Here is a 20,479-nt window from a genome sequence, read left to right as displayed (position 1 = left end):
CTGGCGGGATGACCGTGTCCGGCTGGACTGACGGAGCTGATGAATGAGTACCTCCAGCGAGAAGGTTGTCGAGGCCCTCCGCGCCGCGATGAAGGAGGCGGAGCGGCTGCGCAAGCACAACAGGCAACTGGTCGCCGCCGCCACCGAACCGATCGCCATCATCGGGATGGCGTGCCGCTTCCCCGGCGGCATCAGCTCGCCGGAGGACCTGTGGGACCTCGTGTCGTCCGGCCAGGACGCGATCACCGGCTTCCCGGCCGACCGCGGCTGGGACGTCGACGCGTTGCTCGGCAGCGGCGTCGACGAACGCGGTCACAGCGTCTCCGTGCAGGGCGGGTTCCTGCACGGCATCGCCGACTTCGACCCGGCCTTCTTCGGCATCTCGCCGCGCGAGGCCGTCACGATGGACCCCCAGCAGCGCCTGCTGCTGGAGACCTCGTGGGAGGCCATCGAACGCGCCGGCATCGATCCGACGTCGTTGCGCGGCTCGCGAACCGGTGTGTTCGTCGGCACCAACGGCCAGGACTACGAACACCTGCTGATCCGCGGTCTCGACGACGCGACGGGTGACGTCGGCACGGGCATCGCCGCTTCTGCTGAGTCCGGCCGCATCTCCTACGCCCTCGGCCTCGAAGGCCCGACCCTCACGGTCGACACCGCCTGCTCCTCTTCTTTGGTCGCAATGCACCTGGCCGTGCACGCCCTACGCGCGGGGGAGTGCGGTCTCGCGCTGGCCGGCGGCGTGAACGTCATGTGTACGCCCGGCTCTCTGGTCGAGTTCTCACGTCAGGGCGGTCTGGCACGCAACGGCCGTTGCAAGGCCTTCTCCGACGACGCCGACGGCACGGGTTGGTCCGAGGGCGTCGGCGTGCTGATGCTCGCGCGACTCTCTGATGCCGTGTCGTTGGGCTACCCCGTGCTCGCCGTCGTGCGTGGCTCCGCCGTCAACTCCGATGGCGCCTCCAACGGCTTCACCGCCCCCAACGGCCGCGCGCAGCAACGCGTCATCCGCGCCGCCCTCGACCGCGCCGGCCTGTCTCCTGCTGACGTCGACGTCGTGGAGGCTCACGGCACTGGCACGCCTCTGGGTGACCCGATCGAGGCTCGCAGCCTGCTGGCGGTCTACGGCGCCGACCGTCCTTCTCCGCTGCTGCTGGGTTCGGTGAAGTCGAACATCGGCCACACGCAGGCCGCCGCCGGTGTCGCCGGCGTCATCAAGATGGTCCAGGCGATGCAGCACGGCGTTGTGCCAGCGACTCTGCACGTGTCTCGCCCGTCCACGCACGTCGACTGGGCCGCTGGCTCTGTCGAGCTCGCCACCGCCGCCGTTGCTTGGCCTTCTTCGGACCGTGTTCCTCGTGCCGCCGTCTCGTCTTTCGGCGTTTCCGGCACGAACGCGCACATCATCCTCGAAGGCGCAACCACCTCGCCGACTTCTGTGGACAACTCGGCGCCTGTGGACAACCCGGCCGTTGCCGATCTTGCCGACCCAGATTCGTCGGCGCCCGGTGAGACGATTGGAGTGGGGACCCGATCCCCCCAGGGGGCCGGCCAATCGGGATCGATTCGGAGCCGCGGGCGAGGCCAGGCGGGCGCTGCGGGTGCTGCGGGTGCTGCGGGCGAGGCGGGCGCTGCGGGTAAGGCGGGTGTTCCGGGCGAGGCGGGCACGACGGGCGAGGCGAGCGCGACGCGTGCTCCAGGCGCGGTCGGTGCACCAGCCGCAGCGGACTCACCAGCCGCAGCGGACTCACCAGCCGCAGCGGACTCACCAGGCGCAGCGGACTCACCAGGCGCAGCGGGCGCGGTGCCGTGGCTGGTGTCGGCCAAGTCGGAGGCCTCTCTCGCGGCGCAGATCGAACGGGTGCGCGCGCTCGACGGTGATCCCGTGGACGTCGGGTTCTCGTTGGCGACCACGCGCGCGTTGTTCGAGCACCGCGCGGTGTTGCTGGACGGCGCGGAGATCGCGAACGGGCTGGCGCGGCGCACCGAGTTGGCGTTGCTGTTCTCGGGGCAGGGCGCTCAGCGCGTCGGCATGGGAAAGGAGCTGTACGGGGCGTTCCCTGTCTTCCGCGAGGCGTTCGACGAGGTGTTGCAACACCTCGACCCGAACCTCAAGCACGTCATGTGGGGCGACGAGGAGGCGCTGAACCAGACGGGCAACACGCAGCCCGCGCTGTTCGCGTTCGAGGTCGCCCTCTACCGGCTGCTCGAGTCCTTCGGCGTCACGGCCGCGCACGTCACCGGCCACTCGATCGGCGAGATCGCGGCCGCGCACGTGGCGGGCGTGTTCAGCCTGGAGGACGCCGCGAAGCTCGTCACCGCTCGCGCGAGCCTCATGCAGGCCCTCCCGAAGACCGGCGTGATGATCGCGCTCCAGGCCGCCGAGGAGGAAGTCGCGGAGCACCTGACCTCAGGTGTGTCCATCGCGGCGATCAACGGGCCGGACTCGATCGTCGTCGCGGGCGTCGAGAAGGAAGTCCACGCGGTAGTTGCGCGTTTCGAGGGCCGCAAGACGAAACAACTCCAAGTCAGCCACGCGTTCCACTCGCCGCTGATGGACCCGATGCTCGACGACTTCCGCGAGGCCATCGCCGGCATCACGTTCCACAGCCCCGCGATCCCGATGTCCGGCGACGTCACGAACGTCGAGTACTGGGTTCGCCACGTCCGCGACGCCGTCCGGTTCCACGACGCGGTGACCGGCCTGGGCGACAGGACGTTCCTGGAGGTCGGCCCCGATGGCGTGCTGTCCGCGCTGGTGCAGGCGATCCCGGCGCAGCGCAAGGATCGCGACGAGCGCACGGCGTTCATCACCGCGCTCGCGCGCCTGCACGTCGCGGGCGTCGCTGTCGACTGGAAGCCGTTCTACCCCAACGGGAAGCGCGTCGACGTTCCCACCTATGCGTTCCAGCACGACCGCTACTGGCCGTCGGTGTCGGTGAGCGCGGGCGGTGACGCTGCGGGCCTCGGCCTGACCCCGGCCGATCATCCGCTGCTGGGTGCGGCGATGACCGTTGCCGGTTCGGGCGAGTTGATCCTCACCGGCACGCTGACCAGGGCGGGCTGGCTCGCCGACCACGTCGTGTTCCCGACCGCGGGTGTGCTGGAGTTGGCGTTCCGCGCCGCCGACCTCGCGGGCTACGACCGCGTCGAGCAGCTCGCCCAAGTCGCGCCACTGGTGTTGTCGGACAGCGTGCAGGTGCAGTTCCACGTCGGACGCGACGGCGCTTTCCGCTTCCACGCGCGGCGCGGCGACCAGGAGTGGGTCGAGCACGCGAACGGCGTGCTGGGCCAAGGTGTTCCGGCGCCGTCCGTGGACGCCGAGTGGCCGCCGAAGGGTGCGACCGTCGTCGATCTCGACGGCTTCTACGACGAAACGCCTTATGGGGAAGCGTTCCAAGGGCTGCGCGCGGCGTGGCGGCGCGGTGAGGAGATCTTCGCCGAGGTCGCCCTGCCCGTTGAGGCAAAGGGTTTCGGCGTCCACCCGTCGTTGCTGGACGCCGCCACCCATGCGGCGGTGTTCCTGGGGCTCGAAGGCGTTCCCGCCGACTGGCGCGGTGTTTCCCTCTACGCGAACGGCGCGGAGGTCGTCAGAGTTCGTCTGTCTGCTGTGGATGGTGGGATCGCGCTCGACGCCGTCGACGTCGCCGGCGAACCGGTGCTGTCGGCAGAGTCCGTGAGCATCGAGCCGCTGGAGTTGTCCGCGGAGACCCGCGTCGACTCGCTGTTCCGGCTCGACTGGGTCCCCGTCACCTACACGCCGGGCAACGCGACGATCGTTCCCGTTGCGGGCGAGCAGACGCCGGAGTCCGTGCACGCGTTGGCTGCGGAAGCGCTTGCCACACTTCAAGAAGCCACCGAGAAGCTGGTGTTCGTCACGCGTGGAGCCGTCACTGGTGACGATGTGGCGGCCGCCGCCGTCTGGGGTCTGGTGCGGTCCGCGCAGACCGAGAACCCCGGCCGGTTCCTGCTCGTCGACCTCGACGACGCACCCGAGTCGGAAGCGCTGCTGCCGGGCCTCGGCGGGCTGATCGACGCGGGGGAGACCCAGGTCGTCGTGCGCGCGGGCGAGGTGTTCGCGGGCAGGCTGGCGCGTGCCTCCGGGGGCGGCGAGCGCGAATGGGACACCGATGGCACAGTCCTGATCACTGGCGGCACAGGTGGCCTGGGCGCCGTCATCGCCCGCCACCTCGCGACCCGCGGCCAACGCAAACTGCTGCTGGTCAGCCGTCGCGGCCTCGACGCACCCGGCGCCGTCGACCTGCGCGACGAGCTCATCGCGTTGGGAGCGGACGTTGAGGTGAAGGCCTGCGATGTGACGGAACGCGCCGCCGTCGCGTCGTTGCTCGACGGCGAGCAGCTGACCGCTGTCATCCACACGGCGGGTGTGCTGGACGACGGCGTGATCGGCTCGCTGACCCCCGAGCGGCTCGCGACGGTCATGCGTCCGAAGGTCGACGCCGCCTGGCACCTCCACGAACTCGCCGGCGACGCGCAGCTCATCTTGTACTCGTCGGTGTCCGGGGTGATGGGCGCCGCCGGTCAGGGCAACTACGCCGCTGCCAACGCGTTCCTCGACGCCCTCGCCGCGCACCGGCACGGACTCGGCCTGCCCGCGCTGTCGTTGGCCTGGGGTGCCTGGGACACCGGCATGACGTCCACTTTGGACGAAGGCGATCTGCGTCGCATGCCGATGCTGTCGGTGTCGCAGGGCCTCGCGCTGTTCGACGCCGCGCTCTCGTCCGGTGAATCGCTGCTCGTGCCGCTCGCGTCAGGCGGCTCGGCGCAGGGTGACGTGCCCGCGATCATGCGTGGCCTGGTCCGTGCGGGCCGCCGCACCGCGGCGCGCGAGATCGTCGCCGGCGGCCTGCTCGCGAAGCTCGGTGGCCTGGCCAACGCCGAACGCGTCCGGATCATCGTCGACGTCGTGCGCACCGAGGCCGCCAAGGTCATCGGCTACGCCAACGCCGACGCCGTGGGCGCGGAAAAGGAGTTCCGCGCACTCGGTTTCGATTCGCTGACCGCGATCGAACTCCGCAACGCGCTGGCGGTGGCCACGGGCCTGACGTTGCCCGCCACACTGATCTTCGACTACCCGACGCCGCTGCTGCTGGCCGAGCACGTGCTGGCCGAGCTGACCGGCGTGGGCACCGATCTCGACGTTGCCGCGCAGGGCGCCGCCGACGCGGACGACCCGATCGTGATCGTCGGCATGGCCTGCCGCTTCCCCGGAGGCGTCGCCACTCCCGAGGACCTGTGGAGGCTGCTGGCCGACGGCACCGACGCGATCGCGAGCTTCCCGACCGACCGCGGCTGGGAGCAGGACGCCCTGGCCGCCGGCGGCACGGTCGAAGGCGGATTCCTCTACGGCGCAGCGGAGTTCGATCCGGCGTTCTTCGGCATCTCGCCGCGCGAAGCCCTCGCGATGGACCCGCAGCAACGTCAACTGCTCGAAGTCGCATGGGAAGCCGTCGAACGCGCGGGCATCAACGCCGCAACGCTGCGCGGCTCCAAGACCGGCGTGTTCGTCGGCACGAACGGCCAGGACTACACGAACCTCGTGCTGCGGGCGCGCGGCGACATCGAGGGCCACGCGTCCACCGGCCTCGCCGCCGCGGTGATCTCCGGCCGCCTCTCCTACACGTTCGGCTTCGAGGGCCCGGCGCTCACGATCGACACGGCCTGCTCGTCGTCCTTGGTGGCGCTGCACCTCGCCGCTCAGTCGCTGCGTTCGGGCGAGTCGTCGCTGGCGCTGGTCGGTGGCGTGACGGTGATGTCCACGCCGATGAACTTCGCCGGCTTCAACGCTCAGGGCGGCTTGGCGGCGGACGCGCGCTGCCGTGCCTTCTCCGACAACGCCGACGGCACCGGCTGGGCCGAAGGTGCCGGCGTGCTGGTCGTCGAACGCCAGTCCGACGCTCTGCGTCTTGGTCACACCGTGCTGGCCGTTGTACGTGGCTCCGCTGTGAACCAGGACGGCGCCTCCAACGGGCTGACCGCCCCGAACGGCCCCGCCCAGCAACGCGTGATCCGCCAGGCCCTTGCCAACGCCGGACTGTCCACTTCGGACGTCGACGCGGTCGAGGCTCATGGCACCGGAACGCGTCTGGGCGACCCGATCGAGGCTCAGGCGCTTCTGGCCACCTATGGCCGTGAGCGTGCCGGCGCGCCTTTGTACCTGGGGGCGATCAAGTCCAACCTCGGGCACACCCAGGCTGCCGCGGGTGTCGCCGGGATCATCAAGATGGTGCTGGCGTTCCAGCACGGCCTGCTTCCGCAGACCCTGCACGTCACCGCGCCTTCATCGCACGTCGACTGGTCTGCGGGCGCCGTCGAACTGCTCACCTCGAACACGCCCTGGCCCGCTGTCGACCGCCCGGCCCGCGCCGGCGTCTCGTCCTTCGGCCTCTCCGGCACGAACGCCCACGTGATCTTGGAGCAAGCCGCGGGGATCCCCCCGTTTTCCAGCGTATCGACTTCGCCGGGCCCTCTTGCCGTCGCGCCAGAATCTGTGGACAACTCCACGCCTGTGGACAACTCGGTAGTTGTCGATCTTGCGCACCCGGAGTTGTCGGCCACCCGTGGGACGCTTGGAGTGGGGACCTCGGTCTCCCCCTGGGGCCCCCAGTCGGGATCGATTCCGTGGGTGGTGTCGGCGAAGTCCGCGGCGGCGTTGGAAGCGCAGATCGAGCGGATCCGGGCGGTTGAGGCTGACGCGCTCGACGTTGGGTACTCGCTGCTGCATCGGCGGACGTTGTTCGAGCACCGGGCCGTGTTGTTGGACGGCGATGTACTGGCCAGCGGTGAGGCGTCGGGGAAGACGCTCGCCATGCTGTTCTCCGGGCAGGGTGCGCAGCGGCTGGGCATGGGGCGTGAGTTGTATGAGGCGTTCCCGGTGTTCGCGCAGGCGTTTGACGAGGTGCTCCAACACCTTGATGGCGTGCGCGAGGTCATGTGGGGCGACGACGCCGAGGCGTTGAATCAGACCGGGAACACGCAGCCCGCGCTGTTCGCGATCGAGGTCGCGCTGTACCGGCTGGCGGAGTCGTTCGGGCTGATCCCGCGTCTGCTCGCGGGGCACTCGATCGGTGAGATCGCCGCGGCGCACGTCGCTGATGTGTTCAGTCTTGAGGATGCGGCGAAGCTCGTCCAAGCGCGCGCGGAGCTCATGCAGAACCTGCCCGCAGGCGGCGTGATGATCGCGCTGCAAGCCGGTGAGGACGAGGTCGTCCAGTACTTGACCTCTGGCGTTTCCATAGCGGCGATCAACGCGGCCGACTCGCTGGTCATCGCGGGCGTCGAGGAGGAAGCGCGCGCGGTCGTCGCCCGCTTCCAAGGCCGCAAGTCGAAGCAACTCCAGGTCAGCCACGCGTTCCACTCGCCGCTGATGGAGCCGATGCTCGACGACTTCCGCGACGCCATCCGGGACATCCGGTTCCACGAACCGAGCATTCCGATCGCGACCACGGGCGACGTCACCGACCCCGAGTACTGGGTCAGCCACGTCCGCGACACGGTGCGGTTCACGGACAACGTCGCGCGGCTCAAGGAACAGGGCGCGAGCGCGTTCCTGGAGATCGGGCCGGACGGGGTGCTGGCCGCGCTCGTCGACGGAGCGGTTCCGGCGCTGCGCAAGGACCGGGGCGAGCACCACGCGTTCGTGGCGGCACTTGCCAGGCTTCACGTGGCAGGCACCCACGTCGAGTGGTCGAGCTTCTACCGGGGCGGGCGCGGGGTCGACCTGCCGACCTACCCGTTCCAGCACGAGAGGTTCTGGCCCGAGGCGGCGACCGGTGCGATGGCTGCGGACCCGGCCGACGCCGCGTTCTGGACCGCGGTCGAACAGGCGGACGTCGCATCGCTCGCCGCCACCCTCGACCTCGACAGCGAGACGCTGAAAGGTGTGCTGCCGGCCTTGTCGGCGTGGCGGGGCAAGCGCAAGGCTCAGTCCACTGTGGACTCTTGGCTGCACAGGGAGAACTGGCAGCCGGTCACGGGCCTCTCCGTGAAACCTGACAAGTGGCTGGTGGTACTGCCGACTGAGGTGCCGCAGGACGTGCGGACGTTCGTCAGCGCGCTCGGTGACGTCACCGAGCTCCACGTCGCGTGGGCGGATCGTGAGCACCTGGCCGGGCAGCTCCTGGAGTTCGCGCAGGTTGCGTTCACGGGCGTGGTGTCGTTGCTGGCGCTGGACAACCTCGACGAGCTCGCGCCGATCACCAGCACCACCGCGTTGATCCAGGCGCTCGGTGACGCCGGTGTCATGGCGCCGCTGTGGGCGGTGACGCGCGGTGCGGTGTCGACTGGGCGCGCGGACGGCGTCAGCAGTCCGTGGCAGGCAGGCGTGTGGGGCCTCGGGCGGGTCGCGGCGCTGGAGCACCCGAACCGCTGGGGTGGCCTCGTCGACCTGCCGGTTGAGCTGGACGAACGGGCGGCGCAACGGTTCGCGGCGGTGCTGAGCGGCGACGAGGACCAGGTCGCGGTGCGGGCAACGGGTGTGTTCGGGCGGCGGATTCTCGTTGCGCCGAGGGCATCTCAGGAGTGGCGGCCGACCGGAACCGTGGTGATCACCGGTGGCACGGGCGCGCTCGGCAAGCACGTTGCGCGCGACCTCGTTGCGCGCGGCGCGGAGAAGGTCGTGCTGCTGAGCCGGCGCGGCATGGATGCACCCGGCGCGGCGGAGATCGTGGCGGAGCTGGGCGTTGAGGTCGTGAAGTGCGACGTCGCGAACCGTTCGGAACTGGCGACGGTGCTCACAAGCGACGTCAAAGCCGTTGTGCACGCGGCCGGTGTGTTGGACGACGGCGTGCTCGACGGGCTCACGCCGGAGCGGTTCACCGAGGTGTTCCAGGCCAAGGTGACGTCGGCGTTCCTGCTCGACGAACTGACGCGCGAGCTCGACCTCGACGCGTTCATCCTGTTCTCGTCGGTCGCGGGTGCGATCGGCAACCCCGGCCAGGCCAACTACGCCGCCGCCAACGCCGTGCTCGACGCGGTCGCCGTGCAGCGCCGTGAACTGGGCCTTGCCGCGACGTCGATCGCGTGGGGCGCGTGGACCGGTGACGGCATGGCGGGCGAGGAGCGCGTCGCGCAGACCATCAAGTCGGTCGGCGCGTCCACTTTGGACCCAGAGCTCGCGGTCGCGGCGATGCGCAGTGTGGTGGCGGAAGCCGCGCCTACCGCAGTGATCGCGGACATCCACCACCCGCAGCTGCTCAGCGCGTTGCTGAGCCTGCGCCCGACGCCCGTGCTGGCGGAACTGCCCGGCGCGCGTGAGGTGCTGGACGAGCTGGCGGCCGCGCGCCGCGACAGCGAGTCGGCTGCCGCGGAACTGCGACGCAGCCTGCGCGAACTGCCTGCCGCGGAACGGATCGAGCCCGTCCTGGAACTCGTGCGGACGCGCGCGGCCCAGGTGCTCGGCCACTCCGGCAAGGAGGCGGTCGCGGCGGACAAGGCGTTCCGCGACATCGGGTTCGACTCGCTGACGGCCGTCGAGCTGCGCAACCACCTCACCGAGATCACCGGACTCGTGCTGCCCGCCGGTCTGGTGTTCGACTACCCGTCGCCGCGCGTGCTGGCCGAACACCTGCTCTTGTCGTTGCTCGGCGAAGGTGGCGACGTTGACGACGTGTCGGTCGTGCAGACGACGGACGACATCGCGATCGTCGGCATGGCCTGCCACTTCCCGAACGGCATCGACTCGCCGGAAGACCTGTGGCGGGTGCTGGTCGCGGGCGAGGACGCGATGTCGGACTTCCCCGCCGATCGCGGCTGGGACCTCGCTGCGCTGCAGAGTTCGACGTTGCGCGGCGGCTTCCTGACCGGTGTCGCGGACTTCGACCCGGCGTTCTTCGGCATCTCGCCGCGTGAGGCGCTCGCGATGGACCCGCAGCAACGCCTCCTGCTGGAGACGTCGTGGGAGGCCGTTGAACGCGCCGGCGTCGATCCTTCGTCGTTGCGCGGCTCGCGAACCGGCGTGTTCGTCGGCACCAACGGGCAGGACTACCAGCACGTGGTCATGGCCTCCAACGAGGACCTCGAAGGCCATGCCGGTACCGGGCTCGCGGCTTCGGTGATCTCCGGCCGGATCTCGTACGCGCTCGGGCTGGAGGGTCCCGCGGTCACGATCGACACGGCGTGCTCGTCGGCTCTTGTAGCGCTGCACCTCGCCGCGCAGGCGTTGCGCGGTGGTGAATGCTCGCTGGCGTTGGCCGGTGGTGTCACGGTGATGGCGACGCCGACGTCCTTCTCCGGCTTCTCGCGGCAGGGCGGGCTCGCGCCGGACGGTCTGTGCAAGGCGTTCTCCGAGTCCGCGGACGGCACCGGCTGGTCCGAGGGTGTCGGCGTTCTCGTGGTGGAACGGCTTTCTGACGCGGTTGCCGCCGGGCATCCGGTGCTCGCGGTCGTGCGCGGTTCCGCCTTCAACCAGGACGGCGCTTCCAACGGCCTGACTGCCCCCAACGGCCCGTCGCAGCAACGGGTGATCCGCCAAGCGCTTGCGTCCGGCGGTCTGTCACCGTCCGATGTGGACGCTGTGGAGGCGCACGGCACCGGCACCGTGCTGGGCGACCCGATCGAGGCGCAGGCGCTGCTGACCGTGTACGGGCAGGACCGCGTCGACCCGCTGTGGCTGGGCTCGGTGAAGTCGAACCTCGGCCACACGCAGGCGGCGGCGGGTGCGGCCGGCGTGATCAAGATGGTTCTCGCGTTCCAGCACGGGCTCTTGCCGCAGACCCTGCACGTCACGTCGCCCTCTTCACACATCGACTGGTCGGCGGGCGCGGTCTCGCTGCTCACCGAGAACGCCGCGTGGCCCTCGGTGGACCGGCCGTGGCGCGCGGGCGTGTCGTCGTTCGGCATCTCCGGCACGAACGCGCACGTGATCTTGGAGGCTCCGAGCTCGCCAGAACTGTCAGACCTGCCTGAGATGATTGGGATGGGGGGCGGCTCCCCCCAGGGGGCCGGCCAGTCGGGATCGATTCCGAGCGACGTGGCAGCGTCAGCGGTACCGGTGGGGCCAGCCGTGCCGCTGGCGGTGTCGGCGAAGTCGGAGGCGGCGCTCCGGGCGCAGGTCGAGCGAATCCGCGCGGTAGAGGCGCCGCAGAGAGACATCGCGTACTCGCTGGTGCGGTCGCGGGCGTTGTTCGAGCACCGCGCGGTGCTGTTCGACGGTGCCGAGGTCGCGAGCGGCGTTGCGGGAGAGCACACGCTGGCGGTGCTGTTCTCCGGGCAGGGCTCGCAGCGGCTCGGCATGGGCCGCGAGCTGTACCAGAAGTTCCCGGAGTTCGCGGACGCGTTCGACGACGTTCTGGCGCACCTCGACCCCGAGCTGAAGAGCGTGATCTGGGGCGAGGACGAGGAGAAGCTCAACCAGACGGGCTACACGCAGCCCGCGCTGTTCGCGTTCCAGACGGCGCTTTACCGGCTGCTGCAAGCGTTCGGGATCAAGCCCGCCCACCTCGCGGGTCACTCGATCGGTGAGATCGCGGCGGCGCACGTCGCGGGCGTGCTCAGCCTGGAAGACGCGGCGAAACTCGTGCAAGCACGTGCGGGTCTCATGCAGGCGCTTCCGCGGACGGGCGCGATGGTGGCCGTGCAGGCGACCGAAGAAGAGGTGAGCAGGCACCTCACGAGCAACGTGTCGATCGCGGCGATCAACGGACCGAACTCGATCGTCATCGCGGGCGACGAAGACGAAACAGCAGCCATCGCGAGCCGATTCGAGAAGACCAAGCGGCTCAAGGTCAGCCACGCGTTCCACTCACCGCTGATGGAACCGATGCTCGGCGACTTCCGCAACGCCATCAAGAACATCGACTTCAAGACCCCGAAGATCCCGATCAGCGCCACCGGCGACGTCACCGACCCCGAGTACTGGGTCAGCCACGTCCGGGACGCGGTGCGGTTCACCGACAACGTCGCGAAGATCCCCGCGACCAAGTTCCTGGAGGTCGGCCCGGACGGCGTCCTGTCCGCGCTCGTCGATGGCGCGATTCCGACATTGCGGAAAAACCGGGACGAAGCTACTGCACTGGCTACTGCACTCGGTCAAGTACATGTTGACGGAATCAATGTTGACTGGACTCCGTGGTTGACAGGAGGTGGACTGGTCAACCTGCCCACCTACCCGTTCGACCACGAGCGGTTCTGGCCCAAGGCCACGGTCGGCGGCCGTGCGGGTGACCCCGCCGCCTACGGGCTCAGGTCCGGCGGGCACCCGTTGCTCGGCGCGGCCATCGCCGTCGCGGGCACCGACGAACTGGTGCTCAGCGGACGCCTCAGCCTCGCGACCCACCCGTGGATCGCGGATCACGTGGTCGGCGGCGCGGTGCTGTTCCCCGGCACCGGGTTCCTCGACTTCGCGATCCGCGCCGGCGACATGGTCGGCTGCGACCGCGTCGACGGGCTCACGATCGTGGTGCCGCTGGTGCTTCCCGAACGGGAGGCCGTCGCGGTTCAGGTGCGGGTTGGCGCGCCGGACGAGCGCGGGCGCAGGCCCGTCAGCGTTCATTCGCAGCTGCCCGACTCGGACGAGTGGATCCAGCACGCCAGCGGCACGCTCGCGGAAGGGCCGCACCAGGCCGAGTTCGACACCACCGAGTGGCCGCCCGCGAGCGCTGAACCGCTTGACCTCGAAGCGTTCTACGAGACGCTGGCGGAGGGCGGCCTGGCGTACGGGCCGATCTTCCGGGGGCTGCAGCAGGCTTGGCGCAACGGCGACGAGGTGCTGGTCGAGGTGGCGCTGCCGGACAGCGTCGAGGACGCCGCCACGTTCGGGGTGCACCCGGCGCTGCTCGACTCCGCGCTGCACGCCATCACGTTCGTCGACGGCGCCGGGCAGGGTCTGCCGTTCGAGTGGAACGGTGTGTCCCTGCACGCCATCGGGCCGTCGCGGCTGCGCGTGCGGCTGAAGCACACGGGCGGGGACGCCGTCGAGGTCACCGCCGTCGACGTCGAAGGCGCGCCCGTCCTGTCGGTGAAGTCTCTGGTGGTCAGGACGCCGTCGGCGAACGTCGCCGCCAATCCCGTGGCGGAGTCGCTGTTCCGGGTCGAGTGGGTGCCCGTGCAGGTCGGCGAGGCGAGCGAGATCGATGCTCAGGTCGTGGAACTGACCGGTGGTGCGGACGCCGCCGCAGCCCACGACGCGACCAAGCGCGTCTTGGAGATCCTGCAGAACGCCGAAGAACGCGTGGTGTTGGTGACGCGTGGAGCTGCGGCGATCGGCGACGAACCGATCACCGACCTCGGCGCGGCGGCCGCGTGGGGCCTTGTGCGGTCCGCGCAGGCGGAGAACCCCGGCAAGTTCCTGCTGGTCGACCTGGACGACAGCAGCGAGTTGACACCCGGAATGCTGGTCACCGAAGAGCAGCAGCTGATCGTGCGCGAAGGTACTGTCCACGCTGGACGGTTGGCGCGCCTGCAGACCGGGCCGACGCTGGTACCTCCCACCGGAACGCCCTGGCGCCTCGACACCACCGCAAAAGGCAGCCTGGACAACCTTGTCCTGGCGCCGTGGACGCCGGAGCCGTTGCAGGGCAAGCAGGTGCGGGTCGCGATCCGGGCGGCGGGTCTCAACTTCCGGGACGTGCTGAACGCGCTCGGCATGTATCCGGGCGAGGCGGGCTCGTTCGGTGCGGAGGCCGCGGGTGTCGTCACCGAGCTCGGGCCGGAGTGCGTGGACCTGCGGGTCGGCGACCCGGTGTTCGGCATGCTGTTCGGCGGCATGGGACCGGTCGGCGTCATCGAAGAGCCTTACCTGACCAGGCTTCCGGGCGGGTGGACGTTCGAGCAGGGTGCGTCGGTGCCGCTGGTGTTCCTCACGGCCTACTACGCGTTGATCGAGCTCGGCAACGTTCGGCCGGGGGAGAAGGTCCTCGTCCACGCGGGCGCCGGTGGTGTCGGCATGGCGGCGATCCAGGTCGCGAAGCACCTCGGCGCGGAGGTGTTCGCCACCGCCAGCGAGGGCAAGTGGGATGTGCTGCGCGGCCTCGGGCTCGACGACGCGCACATCGGCAACTCCCGCGACACCAGCTTCGAAACCAAGTTCCCGCAGGTCGACGTGGTGCTGAACGCGTTGACCGGCGAGTTCATCGACGCCTCGCTGCGGCTGCTCGGTGAGGGCGGGCGATTCCTGGAGATGGGCAAGACCGACCTGCGGGAGGACGTGCCGGGCATCTTCTACCGGCCGTTCGACCTCGGTGAGGCGCACCCCGACCACGTCCAGCGGATGCTGCTCTCGCTCGTGGAGCTGTTCGAGCGCAACGTTCTGGAGCCGCTGCCGATCGCAGCCTGGGACGTCAGGCGGGCGCGCGACGCGTTCCGGTTCATGAGCCGTGCCAAGCACATCGGCAAGATCGTGATCACCGTGCCTGCGGGCTGGGACCCGGCCGGCACCGTCGTGATCACCGGTGGCACGGGCGGCTTGGGTGCGGAACTGGCACGGCATCTCGTCGCGCAGGGCACGCGGAAGTTGTTGCTGCTCAGCCGTCGTGGGCTCGACTCACCGGGCGCTCATGAGCTGCTCGCGCTGGACGCGGACGTGACGATTGCGGCCTGCGATGTAGCCGACCGCGACGCGCTGGCTGCTGTCCTCAATGGACACAACGTGACCGCCGTTGTGCACACGGCTGGTGTGCTGGACGACGGCGTGATCGCCTCGATGACGCCCGAACGGTTGGAGAAGGTGTTGCGTCCCAAGGTGGACGCCGCCTGGAACCTGCACACCTTGGTGCCGGACGCGCAGTTCGTCCTGTACTCGTCGGTGTCGGGCGTGCTCGGAACCGCCGGTCAGGGCAACTACGCGGCGGGCAACGCGTTCCTCGACGCACTGGCTGCGTTCCGGCGCTCGGCAGGCCTGCCCGCGGTGTCGCTGGCCTGGGGCGCCTGGACGTCCGAGGTCGGCATGACCGGGACGATGGACGCCGCCGCGCTGGAACGGCTGGAGAAGTCGTCGATGCCGCCGATCTCGCTGGAGCACGGTCTGGCGCTGTTCGACGCGGCTGTCGGCGTCGACGAGCCACTTGTCGTGCCGGCGCGGATCATCACCGGTGCGAGCACGACGATGGTGCCGCCGCTGCTGCGCAACCTGCTGCGCGGTGGCCGTCGGACCGCGGCGCGTGCTCAGGGAACCGTTGCGCTGCAGGGGTTGCAGGACGTTCGCCCGGCTGAGCGCGTCCGGACGTTGGTCGATCTGGTGCGCGGCGAGGCTGCCGCGGTGCTCGGGCACTCGTCGGCCGACGCGATCGACGCGGATCGCGAGTTCCGGCAGCTCGGGTTCGACTCGTTGACGTCGGTGGAGCTGCGCAACCGGCTCGGCACCGCGACCGGACTGACGTTGCCGGCGACGCTGGTGTTCGACTACCCGACGCCGCAAGCGTTGGCGGAACACCTGATCGCGTCGTTGTTCGGTGGTTCCGCTGAGGTCGAGGATTCGGTGAAGGTCTCGGACGAGGCCATCGCGATCGTCGGTATCGCCTGCAAGTTCCCCGGCGGTGTGTCCTCGCCGGAGGAGCTGTGGGAGCTGGTGCTGGGCGGACGGGACGCGATCACCGGGTTCCCGGCGGACCGCGGCTGGGACGAGAACCTCGTCGGTGACGGTGCCGGTCAGTCCGTGACGGGACAGGGCGGGTTCATCGAGGGGATCGCCTCGTTCGACCCGGCGTTCTTCGGGATCTCGCCGCGCGAGGCCGTGTCGATGGACCCGCATCAGCGGCTCGTGCTGGAGACGTCGTGGGAGGCCCTGGAACGCACGGGCATCGACCCGCTCGCGCTGCGCGGTTCGCGGACCGGCGTCTACGTCGGTGCTTCCGGGCAGGACTACGCGCACCTGATGCTCGCGTCCGAGCAGGCGCTGGAGGGGTACTCCGGCACCGGCACGTCGCCGAGCGTGATCGCCGGTCGGCTGTCCTACACGCTGGGGCTCGAGGGTCCGTCGATGACGATCGACACGGCGTGCTCGTCGGCTCTGGTCGCGTTGCACTTGGCGGTGCAGGCGCTGCGGAATGGTGAGTGCTCGCTGGCGCTGGCCGGCGGTGTGCAGGTGATGTCGGCACCGGGCGCGTTCATGGAGTTCTCGCTGCAGGACGGTCTCGCGCGCGACGGCCGGTGCAAGCCGTTCTCCGACACCGCTGACGGCACCGCATGGTCCGAAGGCATCGGTGTGCTCGTGGTCGAGCGTCTGTCTGATGCCGTCGCGGCTGGGCACGAGGTGCTTGCGATTGTGCGTGGCTCAGCTGTCAACCAGGACGGTGCTTCCAACGGCCTGACGGCGCCTAACGGTCCCTCGCAGCAGCGAGTGATCCGGCAGGCCTTGGCTTCGGCTGGGCTGAAGTTCGCCGATGTCGACGCTGTGGAGGCGCACGGCACCGGGACGACTTTGGGCGACCCGATCGAGGCGCAGGCGCTTCTCGCGACGTACGGCCAGGACCGGTCGGAGCCACTTCTGCTGGGCTCCATCAAGTCCAACATCGGTCACACGCAGGCGGCGGCCGGTGCGGCCGGCGTGATCAAGATGGTGATGGCGCTGCGGCACGGACTGCTGCCGCGCACGATCAACGTCACCGCGCCGTCGTCGCACGTCGACTGGACCGCGGGCTCGATCTCGCTGCTCACGGAGAACACCCCGTGGCCGTCAGCGGACCGCGCGCGCAGGGCAGGCGTCTCGTCGTTCGGCATCAGCGGCACGAACGCGCACGTGATCTTGGAGGCGGCGCCGGGGATCCCCCCAATTTCCAGCGTACTCGCCGAAAATGCTGGTCAGGGCGCCGCGCCGGAATCTGTGGACAACTCCACGCCTGTGGACAGCTCGGCGGTTGTCGATCTTGCCGGCCCGGAGTCGTCGGCCTCCCGTGCGACGATTGGAGTGGGGACCTCGCGTCCCCCCAAGGGGGCCCCGCTCGTTTTTTCGGCGAAGTCCCCGGCTTCGCTGCGCGCTCAGGTCGAGCGGGTCCAAGCGGTCGAGGCCGATGCGTTCGATGTCGGGTTCTCGCTGCTCAAGCGGTCGCGCTTCGAGCACCGGGCCGTGTTGTTGGACGGTGCGGAGGTCGCGCAAGGGCAGGTGAGCAGGCGCAAGCTCGCGGTGCTGTTCAGCGGGCAGGGTTCGCAGCGGCTCGGCATGGGCAAGGAGCTGTACGAGCGGTTCCCCGCGTTCAAGGCGGCGCTCGACGCCGTGCTGGAGCACGTCGACGTGCGCGACGTGATGTGGGGCGACGACGCGGAAGCGCTGAACCAGACCGGGAACACGCAGCGGGCGTTGTTCGCGGTCGAGGTCGCGCTGTTCCGGCTCGCGGAGGCGTTCGGGATCGAGCCGGACCACGTCGGCGGGCACTCGGTCGGCGAGATCGCGGCCGCGCACGTCGCCGGGGTGCTGAGCCTCGAAGATGCCGCGAAGCTCGTGAACGCGCGCGCCGCGTTGATGCAGGCACTCCCGGCAGGGGGCGCCATGATCGCGGTCGAAGCGACAGAAGAAGAGATCACGACTACGGGCCAGGTGTCGATCGCGGCGATCAACGGGCCGAGGTCGCTGGTGCTCGCGGGCGAGGAGAAGGCGGTCCAACAGATCGCCGACGGGTTCGCCGCGCAGGGGCGCAAGACTAAGCGTTTGCCGGTCAGCCATGCGTTTCACTCGCCGTTGATGGAGCCGATGCTGGAAGACTTCCGCGCTGTCGTGACAGCGCTGGAGTTCACCGCGCCCCGCATCCCCGTGGTGTCCAACCTGACCGGCCGCGTCGCGAGCACCGAGCTCACGGAGCCGGAGTACTGGGTGCGGCACGTCCGGGAGACCGTGCGGTTCGCCGACGGCGTCGCAGCCCTCGAAGCTGCAGGCGTCAACACGGTCCTGGAGATCGGGCCGGACGGCGTGCTCTCCGCGCTCGTCGACAACGCGATTCCCGCGCTGCGCAAGGATCGCGACGAGACGACGGCGTGGCTCACCGCGCTCGCGAGGCTCTACGTCCAAGGCGCGAACGTCGACTGGGCGCCGGTGTTCGCGGGAACGGGCGCCAAGCGCGTCGACATCCCGACCTACGCGTTCGACCACGACCACTACTGGCCCACGCCGATGGCACAGGCGGCGGACGCGTCCGGGCTCGGCCTCGGGCCCGCCGATCACCCGTTGCTCGGCGCCGCGATGACCGTCGCCCAAGAAGACTCCGTGGTGTTCACCAACCGGCTCGCAGCCACGTTCCACGACATGGCAGCGTTCCCGGAGACGGCGTTCGCGGAGATCGCGTTCCGGGCCGCGGACCAGGTCGGCTACGGCACGGTCGAGGAGCTCACGATCACCGCGCCGCTCACCCCCGGCGTGCTGCAGGTGTGGGTCGGCGCACCGGACAACGGAAAGCGCGCCCTCACCGTCTACACGCGACCGAACGACGAGCAGCCGTTCGTCCAGATCGCGCACGGCGTTCTGGCAGAGGGTGAGTACAAGGCCGATTTCACCCTCAACGAGTGGCCGCCGAAGGGTGCGACGGCGATCGGCGAACAGATCTGGCAGGCGGGCGACGCCGTGTACGCGGAGGTCACTCTGCCGGAAGGCACCGCGGACGCCCAGTTCTACGGCGTCCACCCGGCGCTGCTCGACAGCGCCACCAGGATCACCGAGGAAACCCGCGTGCCGATCGAGTGGCACGACGTCAGCCTGCACGCGGTCGGCGCCGGCACCCTCAGGATCCGGTTGAGCGGCAACGAGTTCGCCGCCGTCGACAAGAACGGTGCACCGGTCGTGTCGGCACGGAACATCGTGTTCGGCGCACCGCTCGCGGCTCAGCAGCACCAGGACTCGCTGTTCCGCCTGGAATGGGTCCCCGCACCCGAAACCCAGCCGGCCACCGAAGTCCGGGAGGTCCGGTTCACCGGCGACACCGTCGAGCAGGCGCACGAACTCGCTGCGAAGGCACTGGAGCTGCTGCAGCAGTCCGAGGAACGGCTGGTGTTCGTGACGAGCGGCCTGGCGAGCGCGACCGTCGAGGGCCTGGTCCGCACGGCGCAGTCGGAGAACCCGGGACGCTTCCTGCTCGTCGACACCGACGGCAGCACCCCGCTGCCCACCGGACTGCTCGACGCGGGGGAGACCCAGGCCCGAGTTCGGGAAGGCCAAACCTGCGTCGCCCGCCTCGCCCGCGTCACCGACACCGTGGAGACAGCGGAATGGGACCCGGAAGGCACCGTCCTGATCACCGGCGGCACCGGCGGCCTGGGCGCGGAGCTCGCCCGGCACCTCGTCGCCGAGCGGAACGTGAAGCGCCTGCTGTTGATCTCCCGGCGCGGCGGCGAGGCACCGGATGCCGTTGCACTGCAAGCAGAACTCACCGCGCACGGAGCGGACGTCACGATCGCCGCCTGCGACACCGCCGACCTCAAGTCGGTCAAGAAGGTGGTCAAGGGCGTCAAGCTGACCGCCGTCATCCACACGGCGGGCGTGCTCGACGACGGCATCATCGGTTCCCTCACGCCGGAACGACTCGGCAATGTCCTGAAGCCCAAGGTCGACGGCGCCTGGAACCTCCACGAGGCCACGAAGAAGCAGAAGCTCAAGGCGTTCGTGCTGTATTCGTCGGTGTCGGGCGTGCTCGGCAGCGCCGGTCAGGGCAACTACGCCGCGGCCAACGCGTTCCTCGACGCCCTCGCCACCTACCGGCGCGCACAGGGCCTGCCGGCGACCTCGCTCGCGTGGGGTCCGTGGGCGCAAACCGGTGGTATGACCGCACATCTGCAGGACGGTGCGATGGATCGCATCGGCCGCACCGGCATGCCGCCGCTGTCCGTCCGGCAGGGCATGGCGCTGTTCGACGACGCGACCTCACGCGAGGACGCGGTGCTCGTCCCCGCCCGCATCACCACCGGTCGCACCAACGGCCCGGTCGCGGCGATCATGCGCGGTCTCGTCAAGGGCGGGAAACGGGCGGCCGGCGGAGAGCAGTCCACTGTGGACTTCGCGAGCACGCTCAACGCGTTGCCCGCGGACGAACGACCGAAGTACCTGGTCGACCTCGTGCGCGGCCACGCAGCGGGCGTGCTCGGACACTCCTCACCCGCCGCGATCGACAACGACAAGCAGTTCCGCGACCTCGGCTTCGACTCGCTGACCGCCGTCGAGCTGCGCAACAGCCTCGCGTCCGCGACGGGCCTGAAGCTCCCGGCCGGCCTGGTCTTCGACTACCCGACGCCCGACGAGCTGGCCGCCTACCTGGCGGGCGAACTGCTCGGCGACGACACCGGAGCGTCGATCACCGACGAGCTCGACCGGCTGGAGGCCGTGCTCGCGGCGACGGCGCCGGAAGACCTGGCGAGGGACGGCGTCGCGGCCAGGCTCCGCAACCTGCTCGCCCAGTACGGCAGCGCCAAGACCGAGGAAGCCGTGTCCGACCGCATCAACTCGGCGACCGTGGACGACGTGTTCGCCTTCATCGACAACGAACTCGGCCGACGCACCGAGCGCTGACCCTCGTCCAAGACCCACACCGCAGACGGAAGGTTTCCG

Annotated in this window: 1 pseudogene; it reads left to right on the top strand. The window is 69.9% G+C overall.

Annotated elements, in window-relative coordinates:
- Positions 1-49: 49 nt before the first annotated feature.
- A pseudogene (locus tag LFM09_RS11480) lies at positions 50-20,440 on the top strand (type I polyketide synthase); the annotation flags it as partial.
- Positions 20,441-20,479 lie beyond the last annotated feature (39 nt).

The organism is Lentzea alba (assembly GCF_047445655.1).
Classification (GTDB): Bacteria; Actinomycetota; Actinomycetes; order Mycobacteriales; family Pseudonocardiaceae; genus Lentzea; species Lentzea alba_A.
This window is presented reverse-complemented; position numbering and strand designations above follow the sequence as displayed.